Here is a 19,061-nt window from a genome sequence, read left to right as displayed (position 1 = left end):
TTGTCGGTCGGACGAAAGAGACAGTCACGACGGATTAGTTATTGGAATTCTGGATGAGAGCAACGATCGGCGTGGTGATCAGCGCCGAACCCTGAATGATATCGCGCAGCAGACGACGAGCCGGCGAATCCCCGACAACGATCACGTCGCGCGCGTAAACCTGCGGATCAGCGTAATCGCCGCGACGGATCGCCGCGAGGTCATACAGCGCCACCATCTTCTGGCCGTTCACCGTCCGGAACAGGACGACGTCGTTCAGCTTGGCAAATTCGTTCGCGCCGCGTGCCGATGCGACCGAACGCATCAAGGTCATGTCGCCGACCATGGGATAGTTGCCGGGCTGCGTGACCTGACCGTCGATCGTGACATATTGGCTGACCGATTCCATCAGGTTCACCGAAACCTTGGGATCGCGAACATAGGCTGTGCGCATCTGCTGGACGATCAACGCGGTCGCATCGGCGGGCGTGCGGCCCTCGACATTTACCGTTCCGGCGATCGGCAAAGCGATGTTGCCTGCCGCATCGACCTGTATTTCCCGGGCCCGCAGTTCATTGAAGCCAAACACATCGACGACCAGGCGGTCGAACGGCCCGATGCGATAGCCCTTGCTGCCGACGGCACCATCGGCTTCGGTCGGCGCGGGCAATTCAGTCGCATCGACCACCTGCACCATCGGGCTGCCCTTCAGCACCGGGGGTCCGCCGGCACAGCCGCTGAGCAGCGCAACAGTCACAAACAGGGGGAACAACTTCATTGCCACGATTCAAACCTTATCTTCGACTGCACTATCACTGTTACGTGGCCGGTGGCGGCGAAGACGCCGCCCGCCACCCCGACACCACAAACGCCACAAATACCATCATCGCAACAGCAAGCGACGGCGTTCGGAGCGGGTAGTCGGCAATGCTTGCAATGGCAAGGATCATCATGGCGACAAGGCCCGCGCGGCCGATAATGATTGCCCGGTCCCGTTGATCGAAAACCGAGCGCTTCGCCCGCAGTTTGGCCCTCACCAAGCGCCACGATGCCAGCGCCGCCATGAGCGCGAAAAGGAGCATCAAAATCATGGCCGGCAAGCCCCCCACCATGGCGACCTCGAGGACATCATTGTGGGCGTGGTTCAGATAGTTGGGCGATAGCAGTGCCTGCGGTTCGACGATATTATAGGCCTCGACAAAACTTCCGATCCCGCTTCCGACCGGGAAATAAGACCATGTCGCATCCCATATGGTTGGAAGGGCGCGAAGCCGCAGGTCCTCGTTCGTGTCCATTTCGACTAGTCGCTGAAAAGCAGGAGCCCTCGCCGCGAGAACCGTCAACAGGCCTAGCAGCCCCACTCCGCCGACCATCGCCATCACCATCGCCATCCGGCGTCGGTCCTTGACCGGTACCACCGCTTTTTTTTCCGACGAAGGCGCGCGATAAACCCACAAACAGGAGAAAAGTCCGACCACACCGAGGAGAAGGCCCGCGCGCGAACCGGTGACCAGCAGCAGCGGGACAAGAAACGCGCCGACCGCCACCGCGAGCACGCGTTGGGCGCGTACGCGATTTGGCCGCCCCTCGGACATCGCGGCGAAAGCAGCAAGCATCGGGAACAGCGTCGCCAGGAAAATAGCCTGATGATTGCGGTTCGAGAACAAGCCGACCGCGGTACCATTGTTGGTGATGCGATAGAAATAGAAGGGGCCGTTACTCGGGCCGATCGACTGGAACAATCCGACCAGGGCGCTGACCAACCCGATCGCCAGCAATATTTTCAGCAAAGTCGGCAAGTACCGGTCGGGAAGCGCCAGCGCCAGCAGCAAAGCGGCCATCGGCCCCATCAGTGCGAAAAAGGCGTTCCACGTCGTGAGCGGCGCCACGGAAACCGGCAGCCAGGGCAGCGGCTGGCCGGTGGCCGTGAACACATCGACGATGGTCTCGCGGCCCGGCAGGCCTTGCCAAAGCGAAGGCGCCAGCGGAACCAGATGTACGACGGTGAGGAGAACGACGCCGAGCCCCAGGGCCACCGGTTGCCACTGCCGCTTCCATGCCTGGCGCAACGCCAGAAAGAGCGCTACGACGAGGATGATCGCCGACATCGGCCGAAGAAGCGCCAACGACTGGACGTCGCCACGCGACGCCCCGCCGAAAAGAAACGTCGCGGCAAGCAAGCCGACAAGGACGGAAAAGACGGCGCGGCCGTTTTGATCCTTACTGTCGGCGGCCGGTTCAACGCTGATCATAAATACGGATGTTCCAAGGCAGGGTGCTGATTTCAGGTTTGCGCGGGAAACGAAGCGAATCGTCCGGGCGGGCGCGTCAGTTAAGGCGAGTTTGAAGCACCGTCCAGCCCCGACAGAGGGACCGGCTCAACGTCAGGCGACAAATGATGTGGCTGATTTCGTATCCTCGTTCGGCGGCGCATATTCGGGAACGAGCGCGCGCATGACATCGAGCGCGGCGGCGGAATCCCCGGCATTGAGCAGCTTCGCCAGCGCTTCCAGCTGCGAAATCAGGTCGGGCCAGGCGATCATCGTCTCGCTGGCGCGAATGATCCGTTCGTGCACCGTCGGTTGCGGCGCTTGGCCGATCAGCAATTCCTCATACAGCTTTTCGCCGGGGCGCATTCCGATTTCGCGAATTTCGATATCGCCATCGGGGTTGGCATCATCGCGAACCGACAGGCCCGACAACCGGATCATCGACGCGGCAAGGTCGATGATTCGGACGGGTTGCCCCATGTCGAGCACGAATACCTCGCCCCCCTTCGCCATCGCGCCGGCCTGGATCACCAGTTGCGCGGCCTCCGGGATGGTCATGAAGTAACGCGTCACGTCCCGGTGAGTCAGCGTGACGGGCCCACCGGATTCGATCTGCGCCATGAAACGCGGGACCACCGAACCACTCGACCCCAGCACATTGCCAAAACGGACCATGGTGAAAACCGTCGATGATTTCTGCGCTGCCCGGGCCTGAAGGACCAGTTCGCAAATGCGCTTGGACGCGCCCATCACATTGGTGGGACGGACCGCCTTGTCGGTACTGATCAGGATGAACGTGCCAACCCCGGCCGCCTCCGCGGCCAGGCTGCTGTAGAGGGTGCCGAACACATTGTTGCGGAGGCCGGCGACCGGGTTCGCCTCGACCAGCGGCACATGCTTGTACGCCGCCGCATGAAACACCGTGTCGGGTTTCCAGCGGGCGTAGACCCTTGCCGCGGTCTGCCTGTCGGCGACATTGGCCAGTTCGGTAATGATTTCGACCGTGTCGACACCCAGTTCGGCTGCCGCGGCCTTCAGTTCGTCGTCGATCGCGTAAAGAGCGAATTCCGACTGTTCGACGAGGATGAGCTGCCGCGGGCGCGAAGCCAGTATCTGGCGGCACAATTCGCTGCCGATCGATCCGCCGGCGCCCGAAACTAGCACCTTTTTCCCGGCTACGTTGCGACTCATCAATAGTTCGTTGGGCGAAACGGGGTCGCGGCCGAGCAAATCGTCGATCTGCACGTCGCGCAGGTCGTTGATCGAGACTTCACCGTCGATGATCCTGCTGACGCTCGGCAGGACGCGGACCTGCACCTCATAATGCTGCAGCGTATCGATGATTTCGCGGCGGCGCGCGCGCGAAATGCGCGGCAGCCCGATCAGCACCTCGTCAATCCGGAGCGTCCGGATAGCCCAATCGAGCCGGTGGGGCGAATAGATCGGCACACCGTCGAGCCGTTGGCCGTTCAAGCGAATATCGTCATCGATATAGCCCAGCACCTGGACATGTGGTTCATGCCGCAGCGACAGCGACAATTGCTGCCCCGCGCGCCCCGCGCCGTACACGAGGACGCGCCGTAGCTCGCGCACGCCGTTCGCGCGGTGCAATATGTCGATCAGCGCGAAGCGGATCGACAGCCGGCTCATCGACAGGAGCGCGAGGAAAATGATGGGGTGAAGCAGACCCATTGTGCGAGGAACCCCAGGGATTCCGACCACCATGAAGATCGCCACCATCGGCACCGCGAAAGCGGCGATGGCGACGGCAAGCCCCATCATCGTGCGGCCACCCGAAAAGCGGATGATCGACAGGTAAATGCCGCACCACCATGCGACGGGGAACCAGAGGCACAATGCGACGCCCGACAATATCGCAACGGGGGGCGTAAACAGCTCCCATTCGCCAACGCGCAGCGAGAGGGCGATCCACACGGCCACCACGCACAAAACGGCATCCATGCAGGCGGCAAACTGCTGCCGCCGCCCGCGGGGCATATCGGCCAGATAGCCGATCCACTGCACGCCAGAGGCCATGGCGCGTTCACGCAGCAAAAGCTGCTCGCCGTTCCATGTCGTCATTCTCAACCTCTCGTTTGGTGGTGCCATCCCTGTCCGCAGTGTTGCCTGCACAGAAGTTCTTAGCAGCGGAAAAGATGATTGAACATCAGTTCCGCTGCCCCCGTTTTGCCTGACACCGAACCCTCTAGCGCAACCCGACGGCTTCCCCAAGGTTCTGCGGCACCCCGGCGCTACCCGCGGTGCCTTCTCCTGTTTACGCGCGTTAAGAATATGAATAGGCGCAAACGGTCCGGGAGTACGGGACAAGACGAAAGGGAATAGGCAAGAGCGATGAGCGCGAACCAGTGCACGCCTATCCTCGTCACCGGCGTGGCCGGATTCATCGGTATGGCGCTGGCGGAACGGCTGCTTGCCCGCGGTGATGCCGTCATCGGCATCGACAACGTCAACGACTATTATTCGGTAGAGCTCAAAGAGCGGCGAGTGCAACGGTTGCGGGCGGTCGGCGGCGACCGGTTCGAATTCGTCAAGCTCGATTTTTCGGACATGGAGGCGCTGGAGGCCGCCCTTGCCACCAGGCCGTTCGACCGGATCGCCCATCTCGGCGCCCAAGCTGGCGTACGCCACTCGATCGACAATCCGCACGCCTATGTCCGATCAAATCTCGTCGGCCACCTCAATATCCTGGAACTCGGCCGGCATCGTGGTTCGAGCCATATCATCTACGCATCCAGCTCTTCGGTATATGGCGGGAACGAGAGTATCCCGTTCAAGGTGTCGGACCGGGTCGACCATCCGATGTCACTTTATGCGGCGACAAAGAAGTCCGACGAGCTAATGAGCGAAACTTACGCCCATCTTTATCGCCTGCCGTTGACCGGGCTCCGATTTTTCACCGTTTATGGGCCTTGGGGGCGTCCGGACATGGCGATGTGGCTGTTTACCGACGCGATTCTTTCGGGTCGCCCGATCAAGATATTCAATGGCGGAAAAATGCGGCGCGATTTCACCTACATAGGTGACATTGTTGCAGGAATTATCGCAAGCCTCGACAATCCGCCCGCCGACGACGGGGCGATGAAGGCAGGGGGCAGTGTCGCACCGCATCGGATTTATAATATCGGCAATCACCGAGCCGAGGAACTCGGGTTGCTAATCGAACTGATCGAGCAGGCCTGCGGCCGCGCCGCCGAAAAGATCATGTTGCCCATGCAGCCCGGCGACGTCCCCGAAACCTTTGCCGACATCACCGCGATCCAGGAAGAACTCGGTTATACACCGACGACGCAAATCTCCGAGGGCGTTCCGCGGTTTGTCGACTGGTTTCGCGACTATCACGTCAACCGCTAGCGCGGAGGCGATCAGGCGCCGGTTGCCAGATACCAGCGCGCTGTGCCTTCAAGGCCGATAGCGGTCAGTTTGCCGCTTTTGTACGCCCCGGTGTCGATCCCGATCCGGTTGGGCCATTCGTCGACATTCTCGCAGATCGTATGGCCATGCACGATCATTGCGCCGTGATCGCGGTCGTCCTCGAGGAAGTCGTCGCGAATCCAGCGGAGGTCGGAAAGCCCCTGCTTGTTGAGCGGGACACCCGGACGGACACCGGCGTGGACAAAGGCATAGTCGCCGATTTCGATGACATCCTCGCCGTTGCCCAGAAATTCGACATGCGCCGCAGGAACCAGCGCCGGCAGCCGCTTCGCCACCTCCTCGAAACTCGCTTCGGCCAAGTTCGCCTCGTCGTTCCAATAACTGCGCACCGTCGCCTCGCCGCCAATCCGCATGAAGTAGCGCAGCCGGCGCACGTCACCGGTCAGCGCAGCAAGGAAACATTCTTCATGATTGCCGATCAGCAGGCGGGTATCGGGAAACTCGTTGCGCAGGCCAATCGCCCGTTCGACCACTTCGGCCGACTGCGGGCCGCGATCGACAAGGTCGCCGAGCAGGATGATGGTAACGGGCCGCGGTGTCCGCGATGCGTTATCGGCGCGGATCTGCTCGATCAGTTCGGCGAACAAATCGTCGCGCCCGTGAATATCGCCGATGGCGTAGACACGCCGCCCTTCGGGAATGACAAAGCAGCTCCGTTCGGGTTCGGCGACTTTGCTCTTACGCTTCCAAAACATGACCCAATGAACCGATCCAAACAACCCGGCGCCAACGCCATGAAAGCGTGCTCCAGACCCTCTCCGGTCCCCTAGCCGTGCAAATGGGCGGTGACAATATATACCCAAATATACGCAAATCGTGGGACGGTCGTTCCTGACGCATACGCCTGATTTTAAAAGGCAGCGGATGAGCTTAAGGGTGTCGCAAGCTTTGTCGCCTAATCGGCCATTAGCCAGCTAGCCAGTAGCTTCACGACGTCAAGATGCGGGAGTCGCAAAAAATGAAAGTCATGACGGTCTTCGGCACTCGCCCGGAAGCCATCAAGATGTTCCCCGTCGTCCACGCGCTCCAGCAGCGAAGCGAGATCGACGCGCGCGTCTGCGTCACCGCGCAGCATCGCCAGATGCTCGACCAGGTGCTCGAAATCGCGCGCATCACGCCCGACATCGACCTTGACGTCATGCAGGCGAATCAGACGCTCGACGCGCTTTTCGCGCGATTGGTGACCGGCCTCGGCGAAACCTTCGACGCCGAAAAGCCAGATCGTATCCTCGTTCACGGCGACACCTTGACGACGATGGCCGCAACGCTTTCGGCTTATTTCCGCAAAATACCCGTCGGCCACGTCGAAGCGGGACTGCGCAGCGGCAATATCTACCACCCCTGGCCCGAGGAAGTGAACCGCAAGGTCGCCGGCGCGGTCGCCGACCTGCATTTCGCGCCGACAGAGACGGCGGCGGCCGCGCTCCGCGCCGAGAATGTGCCCGCCGACCGCATCCATATCACCGGTAACACCGTGATCGACGCCCTCCTCGCCACCAAAGCGCGGATCGATGAAGAACCCGCGCTCGCCGCCGGGCTCGATCCGCTGGTGGCGCGTTTTTCCGGCAAAAGGATCATCGCCGTCACCTCGCACCGGCGCGAGAATTTCGGCGACGGGATGAAGGCCATCGCCGACGCGATCGCCGCAATCGCCGCGCGTCCGGAAGTTGCGGTTGTCTTTCCGGTTCATCCCAATCCGCATGTGCGCAGCGCGATGGAGCCGATTCTTGGCACGCTGGACAATGTCGCGCTGATCGATCCGCTCGACTATCCGCATTTCGTCCGCCTGCTTGCGACGTCCGAACTGGTGCTGACCGACAGCGGCGGGGTGCAGGAAGAGGCGCCATCGCTCGGCAAGCCGGTGCTGGTGATGCGCGAGACGACCGAACGCCCCGAGGGGATAGAAGCCGGCACCGCGCGGCTTGTCGGAACCGATAAAGAGGTTATTGTTTCCGAAATTTTCAAGCTTTTGGACGACAAGGACGCCTATTCGGCCATGGCCCGCGCCCATAATCCCTTCGGTGACGGCACGGCGGCAAAACAGATTGCGGAGATTGTTGCGCGTGCCCATTGATACCGAACAGAAGGTCACGGTCCTCGGGCTCGGCTATATCGGCCTTCCGACCGCGGCGCTGATCGCGCGCTCGGGCTGCAAGGTCACCGGCGTCGACGTCAGCCAGAACGTCGTCGACACCGTCAACAGCGGCAGAGTGCATATCGAGGAAGTCGACCTCGATGGCCTCGTCCAGGGCGTCGTTTCGCGCGGCGCGCTCGTCGCTTCGACCAGCGTTGCGCCCGCCGACACCTTCGTCATCGCGGTACCGACGCCGCACGACGAAGAACATCGCCCCGACATCAGCCACGTCCTCTCGGCCGCACGCGCGATCGCGCCGGTGCTCGAGGCCGGCAATCTCGTGATCCTCGAATCGACCTCCCCCGTCGGCACGACCGAAAAGGTCGCGCAGCTGATCGCCGAACTGCGCCCCGACCTCAAGGTTCCGGGTGCCTGCACCGGCGCCGCCGACATCTTCATCGCCTATTGCCCCGAGCGCGTGCTTCCGGGGCGCATCCTCGTCGAGCTCGTCGACAACGACCGCTGCATCGGCGGGATCACCCCGCGTTGCGCCCGCCGTGCGATGACCTTCTATCGCCAGTTCGTCCGCGGCGCCTGCGTCACGACATCGGCGCGCGCCGCCGAAATGGTGAAGCTGGTCGAAAACAGCTACCGCGACGTCAACATCGCCTTCGCCAACGAACTGTCGATGATGGCCGAAGAGATGGGGGTCGATGTGTGGGAGGTGATCCGCCTCGCCAATCGTCACCCGCGCGTGAACATCCTCCAGCCCGGCCCCGGCGTCGGCGGCCACTGCATCGCGGTCGACCCCTGGTTTCTTGTCCATGGTGCGCCCGACCACAGCCGCCTGATCCGCACCGCGCGCGAGGTCAATCTTGCCAAGACCGCGCACGTCATCGGCGCCGCCGAAATGCTGGTGTCGCAGCATCCGCAAGCGCGCGTCGCTTGTCTCGGCCTCGCCTTTAAGCCCAATATCGACGATTTCCGCGAAAGCCCCGCGGTCGAGGTCGCGGCGGCGCTCGCGCGCCGTTTCGGCAAGCAGATCGCGATCGTCGAGCCTTACGCGCGCGGCCTGCCGATGGAGTTCGCGGGCACGGGCGCCGAGCTGATCGACCTCGATACCGCGCTCGCCGTTTGCGACGTTCTGATCGTGCTCGTCGACCATGAGCTGTTCAAATCGATCCCGATCGAGGAGCGCGCCGACAAGATCGTCTACGACACGCGCGGCCTCTGGCTCGATCAGCCGAACGCAGCAGGCGGCAATCGCCTTCACCGCGCGGCCTGACGCAGCATGGCTTGACGCTCCGCCCGGCGCTCCACATGGTCGGAGCATGCTGACACGCCTTGAAACCATCATCATCGAGAAGCCCTGGGGTCGCACCGACATTCCGCGCGCGTTCGGCGATTTCGGCGGTCGCCGGATCGGCGAGATCTGGTTTTCGAACCCCGCCGGCGACGCCGCGCCGATCATGGTCAAATTCCTCTTCACGTCGGAACGGCTGTCGATCCAGGTTCATCCGGGCGACGAAGCGGCGCGGGCAGCCGGTTTTGCGCGCGGCAAGGAGGAATGCTGGCTGATCCTGAACGCCGAACCCGACGGCGAACTGGGGGTCGGGCTGACACACGAAACGACGCGCGAAAAACTGCACGATGCCGCGCTCGACGGGTCGATCGTCGACATGATCGACTGGCGGCCGAGCAAGGCAAACGACTTCGTCTATAACCGCGCGGGCACGATCCACGCGATCGGCGGCGGGCTGACCGTCGTCGAGGTTCAGCAGAATGTCGACTGTACCTATCGGCTTTACGATTATGGCCGCCCGCGCGAGTTGCACCTCGAAGAAGGGCTGAAGGTTTCGACCCCCGGCCCGGTGCACGATCCGCGCGACGGTGTCGTCGATCCGGACGAAAACAGGATGCTCGTCAGCGGGCCGCATTTCTATCTCGCGCAGCTCGCCGCGCCGCTAGACCCGGCACTGCTCCATCAGGCGACGGGGGAATTCACTTTCGTCCCGCTGTCCCCGGGTTGCCGCGTGGCGGGCGAAATCGTCGCATTGGGCGAAGCCGTGGTGTTGACCGATCCATCGGCCATCGAGATCGATCAAGGCGCTCGCGCGCTTCTGACCTGGTCTGCCCAATAGCCGTCGCCCCCGCGAAGGCGGGGGCCGCTGGAGGTTTACGCCTTCGCGGCCGACTAAGGCCGATTGCGGCCCCCGCCTTCGCGGGGGCGACGGATACACCCTCCCCTTGCGACCCCGCGCGCTATCTCCCATATCCGGCGTCATGAGCGAACCCGATGCGCACCGTGCCGCGCCCTGGCACGGAACCACCATCCTTTCCGCCCGCAGCGCCGACAAGGTCGTCATCATCGGCGACGGCCAGGTATCGATGGGCCAGACGGTGATGAAACCCAACGCCCGCAAGGTACGCCGCCTCCACGACGGCAGCGTCATCGGCGGCTTCGCCGGCGCGACCGCCGACGCCTTTACACTGTTCGAACGGCTCGAGGCCAAGCTTGAGCGCCATAATGGCCAGCTGCTCCGCGCCGCGGTCGAGCTCGCCAAGGATTGGCGCACCGACAAATATCTCCGAAACCTTGAGGCGATGATGATCGTCGCCGACAAGGAAGTAACGCTGGTCATCACCGGCACCGGCGATGTGCTCGAACCGCTGGGCGGGATCGCGGCGATCGGGTCGGGCGGCAATTTCGCCCTGTCGGCGGCCCGCGCGCTCGTCGATTATGAAAAAGACCCCGAAGTGCTGGTCCGCAAAGCGATGGAGGTCGCAGCCGACATCTGCGTCTACACCAACGACCAGTTCACCCAAGAAACCATCGAAATCCAGGCATAATCATATGAACAAGGACCTGACTCCCAAGGCGATCGTCGCCGCCCTCGACACGCATATCATCGGCCAGGATGCCGCCAAGCGCGCCGTCGCGGTGGCGCTTCGCAACCGTTGGCGCCGCCAGCAGCTGTCGTCCGACCTTCGCGACGAAGTGAGCCCCAAGAATATCCTGATGATCGGCCCGACGGGCTGCGGCAAGACCGAGATTTCGCGCCGCCTTGCAAAGCTGGCCGACGCCCCATTCATCAAGGTCGAGGCAACCAAATTCACCGAGGTCGGCTATGTCGGCCGCGATGTCGAACAGATCGCCCGCGACCTCGTCGAGGAAGCCGTGCGGCTCGAGAAGGATCGCCGCCGCGAAGCGGTGCGCGCCGCCGCCGAAGAAGCGGCCATGGAACGCCTGCTCGATGCGCTGACCGGCAAGGGCGCGAGCGAGGCAACGCGCCAGAGTTTTCGCCAGCGCATTCGCGAAGGGCATCTCGACGATAGCGAGGTCGAGATCGAGGTTGCCGACGCCCCGAACATGCCGTTCGAGCTGCCGGGTCAGCCGGGACAGATGAGCATGATCAACCTGTCCGATATGCTCGGCAAGGCGATGGGCGGCGCGCCGAAGAAGCGCCGCAAGCTGAAGGTTATCGAAGCCGCGACGCGGCTGATCGAGGAAGAACAGGACAAGCGTCTCGACCAGGACGATGTCGCGCGCATCGCGCTCGCCGATGCCGAAGCGAACGGCATCGTCTTCCTCGACGAAATCGACAAGATCGCCGTCAGCGACGTGCGCGGCGGATCGGTGAGCCGCGAAGGCGTGCAGCGCGACCTGCTGCCGCTGATCGAGGGCACGACGGTCGCGACCAAATATGGTCCGATGAAAACCGACCATATCCTCTTCATCGCGTCGGGCGCCTTCCATGTCGCCAAACCGAGCGACCTGCTCCCCGAACTCCAGGGGCGCCTGCCGATCCGCGTCGAACTGAGCGCGCTGAGCGAAGCCGATTTCGTCCGCATCCTCAGCGAGACCAAGGCCGGACTTCCCGAACAATATGCGGCGCTGCTCGGCACCGAGGGCGTGACGCTCTCCTTCACCGACGATGCGATCGCGCGCGTCGCCAAGCTCGCGGCCGAGGTCAACGAGCGCGTCGAAAATATCGGCGCGCGGCGCCTCCAAACGATCATGGAGCGGCTGGTCGAGGAGGTCAGTTTTGGCGCGGAAGACCTCCATGGCACGACGCTCGACATCGATGCCGCCTATGTAGACAAGCAACTCGCGGACATCGTGGGCGATACCGACCTCAGCAAATACGTCCTCTGATCGATCCCCACCAACAATCCCAAATCTGTATCTTTTCAGCCGCTCGTTTACCGAACTTCATTTGACTTTCGCGCGTCGTCAGTGCGATGAACGGGTGACACGGTCAGACTGGGTTGCAACCGACCGGCACGGAGACAGTAATGGAAGATGAGGAGGTCGCCCCGGAGCAGGGCGAGTTGGCGATCACGCGCACCGGCGATCGGCTTCGGCTGGCGCGGGAGGCTGCGGGACTGTCGCTCGCCGATGTGGCGACGCGGACGCGGATCACCCAGCGCCATCTGGCCGCGATCGAGAAGTCGGATTTTTCCGAGCTTCCCGGGCGCACCTATGTCACCGGTTTCGCGCGCGCCTATGCGCGCGCCGTCGACCTCCCCGAAGCCGAGATCGGCGCCGCTGTTCGCCGCGAGCTCGAAGACGATGCCTATGGCTCGCGCCCGCTCTACGAAGCCTATGAACCGACCGATCCGGCGCGCCTGCCGACCGCGCGGCTGACCTGGACGCTCGTCATTGTCACCCTGTTGCTGGCGTCGGCCTATGGCGTCTGGCGCTTCCTGTCGATCGAACCCGACGAAGCGCTGATCGCGGCGCAGAATCGCGCCGCGGATGCGTCGGAAGCCCCGCAGGGCGATACCGCTCCTGCTCCGTCGACGCAGGCTGGCGCGACGACGTCCGCCACCGCCGCCAACGCCCCCGTCGTGCTGACCGGTATATCCGAAGTCTGGATCGGTTTCGACGATGCACAGGGCAAGACCGAAAATTGGCGCACACTCGACGCGGGTGAAGCCTATCAGGTCCCACCGGCCTATATCGACCAGTTCACACTGCGCACGAGTATCCCGCAGGCGCTGAAGGTCACCGTCGGGGGTCGCGACATCGGTCCGGTCGGTCCTGCCGACACGCTGGTCAAGGGCGTCTCGCTAAAGCCCGCCGACCTCGTCGCGCGCGCCGAAGGCAGCGGCACGCCGAGCGCGCCGACAACAGCTGCACAGCCGCAGCCAAAGGGTTAAATCGGCCATCATTCGGGCCGGCTGAAGCGGCGGCGCGCCGAAATGGGTTTGCGCTGCTGCACTTTGGCGCGTTATGAACGGCGAAATGGTTAATTGGTGGGGACCTAACGGCAGATGATGATGCGTCAGATCACTTTACTCGGAGCAGCAACGATTGCGCTCGCGGCCACGATGCCCGCGGCGGCGCAGGAGGGGGCGATCGACAAGCGGGTCGAGCGGCTCGAAAAGGAAATGCGGGCGGTTCAGCGCTCGGTCTTCCCCGGCGGCAGCCCGACCTTTTTCGAGGGCGAGATCGCGCCCGACAACACGCCCGGCGAACGCGCACGCAGCAACGCACCGGTGATCGACCTGACCGCGCGCGTCGACGCGTTGGAGAATCAGCTGCAGACGCTGACCGGCCAGACCGAACAAAATGCCTTCCAGCTGCGCGAACTCGAAAAACAGTTCACCGCCTATAAGGCGGAAATGGACAAAAGATTTGCCGATCCGGCGGCTGCCGCAGCGGTCGCGACGCCTGCCGGCCTGACGCCGACGGTAAAACCGCCCGCGACGACATCCACCGTGGCGGCGACGCCGGTGAAAAAGCCTGCCGCCAAGCCCGCGACAACCACACCCGACGCCGCGCGGCTCGCGCTCGTCAAGAAGATCGAGGTTCCGGCGTCCGGCAACGAGACCAAGGACGCCTACGACTATGGCTATCGCTTGTGGGAAGCCAAACTCTATCCCGAGGCGCAGGTGCAGCTGAAGCAGGTTGTGACCAAATGGCCCAAGAGCAGCCAGGCGAGCTTTGCCCAGAATCTGCTCGGCCGCGCCTATCTGGATGAAGGCAAGCCGAGCCTCGCCGCCGTCGCTTTCTATAATAATTACAAGGATCGCCCGAGCGGGGCGCGCGCGCCGCACAGCCTGATGTACATGGGTGTCGCGCTCGACAAGCTCGGACGCAAGGCCGACGCCTGCAAGGCGTTCCGCGAACTCGAAGAAGTCTATGGCGACAAGGCGCCGCAGGATGTCCGGACCGATGCAGCCGCCGCAAAAACAAAAGCAGGCTGCTGACCGCGACTCCGTCGGCCGACTGGGCAGCGATCTCGCCGCACTCGTCGGGCCCGACTGGCAACGCTTCCATTATGGCGTTGCCGTCTCTGGCGGACCCGACAGCATGGCACTGCTCTGGCTGATGGCGTCGCTGCTGCCCGGACAGGTCTGGGCGGCGACGGTCGATCATGGGCTGCGCAAAGGTTCGGACGAAGAAGCGCGGATGGTTGCAAGCTTCTGTAATCGCGAACATATCCCGCATTCGACGTTGCGCCCGCCGACGCCGATCAAGGGATCGCAGCAAGCCGCGGCGCGAACCGAGCGCTACCGTCTGCTCGAGCAGTGGCGCGATGCCAATGCGCTCGACCATATCGTCACCGCACATCATGCCGACGACCAGCTCGAAACGATGGTCATGCGGCTCAACCGCAGCAGCGGCGTCGGCGGCCTTGCCGCGATTCGTGCGCGCAACGGTGTCGTCCTGCGCCCGCTGCTCCACTGGCGGCGGAGCGATCTCGTTCACCTGGCGCTCGACCACGACCTGCCCTTCGTCGACGACCCGTCGAACAGCGACAACCGTTTCGACCGGGCGCGGCTGCGTCATGCCTTGAAGTCGCAATCCGCGCTCGATCCCGCAGCGGCAGCGCGCTCAGCCGGCTGGCTCGCCGAAGCCGACGAGGCGCTCGACTGGGCAGTCGAGCGGCTGATCGCATCCTGGCCCGATGCTTCCAACATCGCAGTGATCCGCGACGCCGGGTATCCGCCCGAGATGTTTCGCCGCATCGTCGCGCAGCGGCTGCGCGCGAACGCGCCGCAACTGGCCTTGCGTGGCGCGTCGCTCGACGGCGTGATCGCGGCGATGCACGCAGGCCGGCGGGCGATGGTCGGCGCGCTGCTGATCGATCCGGTCCGCGGCCTTGAAGGGACGATTTGGCGCATTTCTGCTGCGCCGCGCCGGAAAGCGCCCAAAAAGGGCTGATTGGCTCATTGTCATTTAACGCGATTATCCTATCTTGTGGGGATAGGAGCGCAGTGGCGCGCCGTTGAGGAAAGAATCCGCATGCAGGACGACAAGGAACCGCAGGGCAATCCCTGGATGAAGAGCGTGATGATCTGGAGCGGCATCCTGCTTGCCATGCTCCTCGTCGCCTCGATGTTCGGTGGCGCTTCGCAGCCCGCTGGCAATCCGCTTGCCTATTCCGAGTTCCGGCAAAAGATCCAGGAAGGCAGCGTCAAGGAGGTTGTCCTGTCCGAAGACAAGGCAATCGGCACGCTGTCGAACGGCGACCGCTTCAGCGCCAATGTTGTGCGCGATCCCGATCTGCTCAAGCTGCTCAACGACAATGGCGTCAAATATGACGGCAAGGCGCCCGACACGGGCAATCTCTGGGTTTACCTGCTCATGCAGTCGCTGCCCTTCCTGCTGATCCTCGGCATCGCCTTCTTCGTCTTTCGCCAGGTGCAGAAGAACAATGGCTCGGGCGCGATGGGCTTTGGCAAATCGCGCGCCAAGATGCTGACCGAAAAGCAGGGCCGTGTGACCTTCGACGATGTCGCGGGCATCGACGAAGCCCGCGAGGAACTCGAGGAAATTGTCGAATTCCTGAAAGATCCGACCAAATTTTCGAAACTCGGCGGCCAGATTCCCAAGGGCGCGCTGCTCGTCGGTTCGCCCGGCACCGGCAAGACGCTGCTCGCCCGCGCGATCGCGGGTGAGGCCGGCGTTCCCTTCTTCACCATTTCGGGTTCGGACTTTGTCGAAATGTTCGTCGGCGTCGGTGCATCGCGCGTCCGCGACATGTTCGAACAAGCCAAGCGCAACGCGCCGTGCATCGTCTTCATCGACGAAATCGACGCGGTCGGCCGCCATCGCGGCGCCGGCCTCGGCAACGGCAATGACGAGCGCGAACAGACGCTGAACCAGCTGCTCGTCGAAATGGACGGCTTCGAGGCGAACGAGGGCATCATCATCGTCGCGGCAACCAACCGCCCCGACGTGCTCGACCCCGCGCTCCTGCGTCCGGGCCGCTTCGACCGCCAGGTGGTCGTGCCGCGCCCCGACATCGAGGGCCGTCAGAAGATCCTCGAGGTCCACACGCGCAAGAAACCGCTCGCACCCGACGTCGACCTGCGCCGTGTTGCGCGCGGAACGCCGGGCTTCTCGGGCGCCGATCTGGCTAATCTTTGCAACGAAGCCGCGCTGCTCGCCGCGCGCAAGGGCAAACGCCTGATCGCCAATGACGAGTTCGAAGAGGCCAAGGACAAGGTCATGATGGGCGCCGAACGCCGCTCGATGGTCATGACCGAGGACGAAAAGAAGTCGACCGCCTATCACGAAGCCGGCCATGCGCTCGTCTCGCTGCACGTCGATGGCTGCGATCCGCTCCACAAGGTGACGATCATCCCGCGCGGCCGCGCGCTGGGCGTGACGTGGAACCTTCCCGAACGCGACCGCTATTCGACCAATATGAAGCAGATGAAGGCGCGGCTCGCGCTCTGCTTCGGCGGCCGCATTGCCGAACAGCTGATCTACGGCCAGGACGAGCTCAACACCGGCGCGTCGAACGACATCCAGCAGGCGACCGAAATGGCCCGCTCGATGGTCATGGAATATGGCATGTCGGAAAAGCTCGGCTGGCTGCGTTATCGCGACAATCAGGACGAGGTATTCCTGGGTCACAGCGTGTCACGCGCGCAGAATATGTCCGAGGACACGGCGCGTCTGATCGACGCCGAGGTTCGCCGGCTGGTCGAGGAAGGCGAGACCGTCGCGCGCAAGGTACTCACCGATCACCTCGACGAGCTTCACCTGCTCGCGGGCGCGCTGCTCGAATATGAGACGCTGTCGGGCGAAGAATCGAAGCGCGCGATCAAGGGCGAGGACATCGGCCGCGAAGATGACGCCGACAAGCGCGGTACGCCGGTTCACGGCCATGCCGGCTCGATTCCGCAGATCAAGCGCAAGCCGCGCCCCTTCGGCGACGCCAATCCCCAAGGCGCCTAGGCTACACGGCCCAGGCCCTTCGATTCAGGGACACTTCATTGGCTGGGGGCAATTTGGCGCGCATGACCATCGGGAAACGCGCGCGCATCTTGCCCGCCCTGCTTGCCGCATCCCTGCTTTGCGGCATGGCGCCTGGCGACATGAGCGTCGCGGCCTTCCTGATGCGCGCGGATTCGATTTCGCGGCTGGGTCCGCTGGCGCTCGCCACGCCGCAGGGCAACCAGCTGAAAGGCGAAGTGGTTGCGGCGGGCAAACGCTATAAGGCAGGGATCGACGCCGCCCGCCGCGCCGGTCGCAAGACGACAAGCTGCCCGCCCGAATCGGGCACCCTGACCCCCGACCAATGGCTCGCGCATCTTCGGACCTATCCCGTGGCCGTTCGAAAAACGGTGAGCATCAACACGGCATTCGACGCGCTGATGAAGAAACGCTACCCCTGCCCCAACTGATACGCCAAGGTGCGGTCGACGAAGGAGACGGCGATGTTCGATAAAGCGAGGAGCGCCCTGGTCATTGCGGTCATTCTCGCGCTCGCCGACCAGCCCGCGGCGGCACAGGGGACCGGCGCGCTGACAAGCAAGATCGAACTCGAAAAACTGGTGCCGACGAGCAAAGGCCAGGCGCCGAACAAGAGCTATGTCACACCCGACGTCGTCGTTCCGGGCGACCGGGTCCGCGTGACGCTCACCTTCACCAATCAGGGCGCGGCTCCAGCGGCGGGGGTCAATCTGGTCAACCCCATTCCCGACGGGCTGGTTTTCGACGAAACCGCAAATACGGCCGGTTTCGGCGTGTCGACCGACGGCGGCAAAACGTTCGGCGCGCTGGCCGCTCTCACCGTGCCGGTCGAAGGCGCGAGCCCGCGCGCCGCCGCAGCGGCAGACGTCACGCATGTCCGCTGGCTCTGGCGGGACGCGATTTCCCCTGGCCAAAGCCGCTCCGTCGCCTTTTTCGGGCGGGTGCGATGATCGGGCGGCGTCGTTAGGCGATGACCATCTATTGCGATGAATCGGGTGGTCTCAACGCGGGCGCGATGACCTTTTCGGCCGTGATGCTGACACCCAAGGCCGCCGCCGAAATCCATGCTCGCTTTCGTGACGTCACCGGGTTGCGGGGCGAACTGAAGGGCAGCCGCATCAGCATCGTCGAGCGCGCCTATCTGCTCGAACTGTTCGACCGCGCCGGCGGCCGCGCCTGGATCGCCGTCGCCGCGCGCGACAAGCTCGCCCAAAATCCGGGTGGGACCCTCCCCAGCGACCTTGCGCTTTATGCGGCGCTCCTGAACCTTGCGATCGCGCGCTGGCTCCCTGAAACGGGCGGCGTTTGCACCGATGTGGTGATCGACGACGGGCGCTATGATCCCACCATTCTCGCGCATGTCCGCGAAGACATTCAGGCGGGACTTGGCCAATGGGGGCGTGCATCGCTCGCCGACAGCCAACGCAGCGACGGGGTCCAGATCGCCGACGTGATCGCCAACAGCCTGTTCAACATTGCCGTCGGCTCGCCGCGCGCGCACCGGATCCAGCGAATCATCGACCCGATGCTCGAATCGAAAGCGATTCGCGTAGCCAAACTCACGCAGCTGCCTTGAAACAAGAAGGGCCGCAGTTTCCTGCGGCCCCCCTTGGTGATCGATTGTGCGCGGCGCTTATTCGAAGTCGCTGCCACCACCCGCGGGGCTGCGCGGCGGCGCGGCGGCGGTCAGGCGAAGCGCTTCGGCCGAACGGCTGATCGAGCTGATTTCATCGGGCGTATCGTCATCGTCAACGACAACCTTCTGCAGCGTGCCGATCAGCGTTTCCTTGAGATCCTTGGGACGCACGGTCTGTTCGGCGATTTCGCGCAGCGCAACGACAGGGTTCTTGTCGCGGTCCCGGTCGATGGTCAGCTCCGAACCACCCGAGATCTCGCGAGCGCGATGCGCGGAGAGCAGGACCAGGTCGAAACGGTTGGGAACTTTGTCGACGCAATCCTCGACGGTAACGCGGGCCATGTTGTTTCCTTAGATATAGGAGAGGCCAGCCTTTTTGGGGGCGTGGCGGCAAGCGCTGCGCGCTAGCAGCCGGGCCCGCCGATGTCAATC

General features: G+C 63.5%; 18 protein-coding genes. 13 read left to right on the top strand and 5 right to left on the bottom strand.

All coding sequences use genetic code 11. The features are described 5' to 3' along the window. Positions 1 to 34: 34 nt before the first annotated feature. From V6M50_RS10215 to V6M50_RS10205, 3 genes are all read right to left on the bottom strand, one after another. Positions 35 to 757: a polysaccharide biosynthesis/export family protein gene (locus tag V6M50_RS10215; protein ID WP_332818652.1), complete on the bottom strand. Its 723-nt coding sequence runs from the start codon at positions 755 to 757 to the stop codon at positions 35 to 37. A gap of 40 nt (positions 758 to 797) precedes the next feature. Further along, the gene (locus tag V6M50_RS10210; RefSeq protein ID WP_332818454.1) at positions 798 to 2,231 is read right to left on the bottom strand and encodes an O-antigen ligase family protein; all 1,434 of its coding nucleotides are present in this window, start codon (positions 2,229 to 2,231) and stop codon (positions 798 to 800) included. Positions 2,232 to 2,363: 132 nt separating this feature from the next. Then, positions 2,364 to 4,331 carry a polysaccharide biosynthesis protein gene (locus V6M50_RS10205; RefSeq protein ID WP_332818453.1) on the bottom strand — a complete coding sequence of 656 codons (1,968 nt, stop codon included), beginning with the start codon at positions 4,329 to 4,331 and terminating at the stop codon, positions 2,364 to 2,366. Between the two features lie 270 nt (positions 4,332 to 4,601). Between V6M50_RS10205 and V6M50_RS10200 the strand changes: the two genes are divergently transcribed. Next, complete coding sequence (locus tag V6M50_RS10200; RefSeq protein ID WP_332818452.1) at positions 4,602 to 5,621, top strand: GDP-mannose 4,6-dehydratase; 1,020 nt, start codon at positions 4,602 to 4,604, stop codon at positions 5,619 to 5,621. 11 nt (positions 5,622 to 5,632) lie between these two features. On the opposite strand, the gene V6M50_RS10195 is transcribed toward V6M50_RS10200, so the two are convergent. Continuing rightward, on the bottom strand, positions 5,633 to 6,397 hold the full coding sequence (locus V6M50_RS10195; RefSeq protein WP_332818451.1) for a metallophosphoesterase family protein: 765 nt from the start codon (positions 6,395 to 6,397) through the stop codon (positions 5,633 to 5,635). A 263-nt stretch (positions 6,398 to 6,660) separates the two neighbouring features. Here V6M50_RS10195 and wecB point away from each other — a divergent pair, with 263 nt between their 5' ends. From wecB to V6M50_RS10135, 12 genes are all read left to right on the top strand, one after another. Then, the gene (gene wecB, locus V6M50_RS10190; RefSeq protein WP_332818450.1) at positions 6,661 to 7,776 is read left to right on the top strand and encodes a non-hydrolyzing UDP-N-acetylglucosamine 2-epimerase; all 1,116 of its coding nucleotides are present in this window, start codon (positions 6,661 to 6,663) and stop codon (positions 7,774 to 7,776) included. Next, a complete protein-coding gene (wecC, locus tag V6M50_RS10185) occupies positions 7,766 to 9,061 on the top strand; it encodes a UDP-N-acetyl-D-mannosamine dehydrogenase (protein WP_332818449.1) in 1,296 nt (431 codons plus the stop codon). Before wecB ends, wecC begins: the two co-directional genes overlap by 11 nt. Before the next feature lie 46 nt (positions 9,062 to 9,107). Beyond that, on the top strand, positions 9,108 to 9,917 hold the full coding sequence (locus V6M50_RS10180) for a class I mannose-6-phosphate isomerase (RefSeq protein WP_332818448.1): 810 nt from the start codon (positions 9,108 to 9,110) through the stop codon (positions 9,915 to 9,917). Between the two features lie 142 nt (positions 9,918 to 10,059). Continuing rightward, positions 10,060 to 10,626: an ATP-dependent protease subunit HslV gene (gene hslV, locus V6M50_RS10175; RefSeq protein WP_332818447.1), complete on the top strand. Its 567-nt coding sequence runs from the start codon at positions 10,060 to 10,062 to the stop codon at positions 10,624 to 10,626. Between the two features lie 4 nt (positions 10,627 to 10,630). Next, the gene (gene hslU, locus V6M50_RS10170; RefSeq protein ID WP_332818446.1) at positions 10,631 to 11,932 is read left to right on the top strand and encodes an ATP-dependent protease ATPase subunit HslU; all 1,302 of its coding nucleotides are present in this window, start codon (positions 10,631 to 10,633) and stop codon (positions 11,930 to 11,932) included. 140 nt (positions 11,933 to 12,072) lie between these two features. Continuing rightward, positions 12,073 to 12,939, top strand: coding sequence for a helix-turn-helix domain-containing protein (locus tag V6M50_RS10165; protein ID WP_332818445.1), 867 nt, complete (start codon positions 12,073 to 12,075; stop codon positions 12,937 to 12,939). A 114-nt stretch (positions 12,940 to 13,053) separates the two neighbouring features. Then, the gene (locus V6M50_RS10160) at positions 13,054 to 13,992 is read left to right on the top strand and encodes a tetratricopeptide repeat protein (RefSeq protein WP_332818444.1); all 939 of its coding nucleotides are present in this window, start codon (positions 13,054 to 13,056) and stop codon (positions 13,990 to 13,992) included. Next, entirely contained in the window at positions 13,946 to 14,950 is a 1,005-nt protein-coding gene (gene tilS, locus V6M50_RS10155) for a tRNA lysidine(34) synthetase TilS (protein WP_332818443.1), read from the top strand. Before V6M50_RS10160 ends, tilS begins: the two co-directional genes overlap by 47 nt. Positions 14,951 to 15,031: 81 nt before the next feature. Next, a complete protein-coding gene (gene ftsH / locus V6M50_RS10150) occupies positions 15,032 to 16,975 on the top strand; it encodes an ATP-dependent zinc metalloprotease FtsH (protein ID WP_332818442.1) in 1,944 nt (647 codons plus the stop codon). A 62-nt stretch (positions 16,976 to 17,037) separates the two neighbouring features. After that, positions 17,038 to 17,424: a hypothetical protein gene (locus V6M50_RS10145; RefSeq protein WP_332818441.1), complete on the top strand. Its 387-nt coding sequence runs from the start codon at positions 17,038 to 17,040 to the stop codon at positions 17,422 to 17,424. Between the two features lie 33 nt (positions 17,425 to 17,457). Next, positions 17,458 to 17,943: a hypothetical protein gene (locus V6M50_RS10140; RefSeq protein ID WP_332818440.1), complete on the top strand. Its 486-nt coding sequence runs from the start codon at positions 17,458 to 17,460 to the stop codon at positions 17,941 to 17,943. Positions 17,944 to 18,008: 65 nt separating this feature from the next. Beyond that, positions 18,009 to 18,569 carry a DUF3800 domain-containing protein gene (locus tag V6M50_RS10135; RefSeq protein WP_332818439.1) on the top strand — a complete coding sequence of 187 codons (561 nt, stop codon included), beginning with the start codon at positions 18,009 to 18,011 and terminating at the stop codon, positions 18,567 to 18,569. A 57-nt stretch (positions 18,570 to 18,626) separates the two neighbouring features. Here V6M50_RS10135 and rpoZ read toward each other — a convergent pair whose 3' ends face one another. Further along, positions 18,627 to 18,971: a DNA-directed RNA polymerase subunit omega gene (rpoZ, locus tag V6M50_RS10130; RefSeq protein WP_332818438.1), complete on the bottom strand. Its 345-nt coding sequence runs from the start codon at positions 18,969 to 18,971 to the stop codon at positions 18,627 to 18,629. Between the last annotated feature and the right edge of the window lie 90 nt (positions 18,972 to 19,061).

The sequence above is a fragment of the Sphingopyxis sp. genome, from assembly GCF_036675685.1.
In the GTDB taxonomy this organism is placed as follows: domain Bacteria; phylum Pseudomonadota; class Alphaproteobacteria; order Sphingomonadales; family Sphingomonadaceae; genus Sphingopyxis.
The sequence above is the reverse complement of the archived record's forward strand: the minus strand, read 5'-3'. Positions and strand labels throughout refer to the sequence as shown.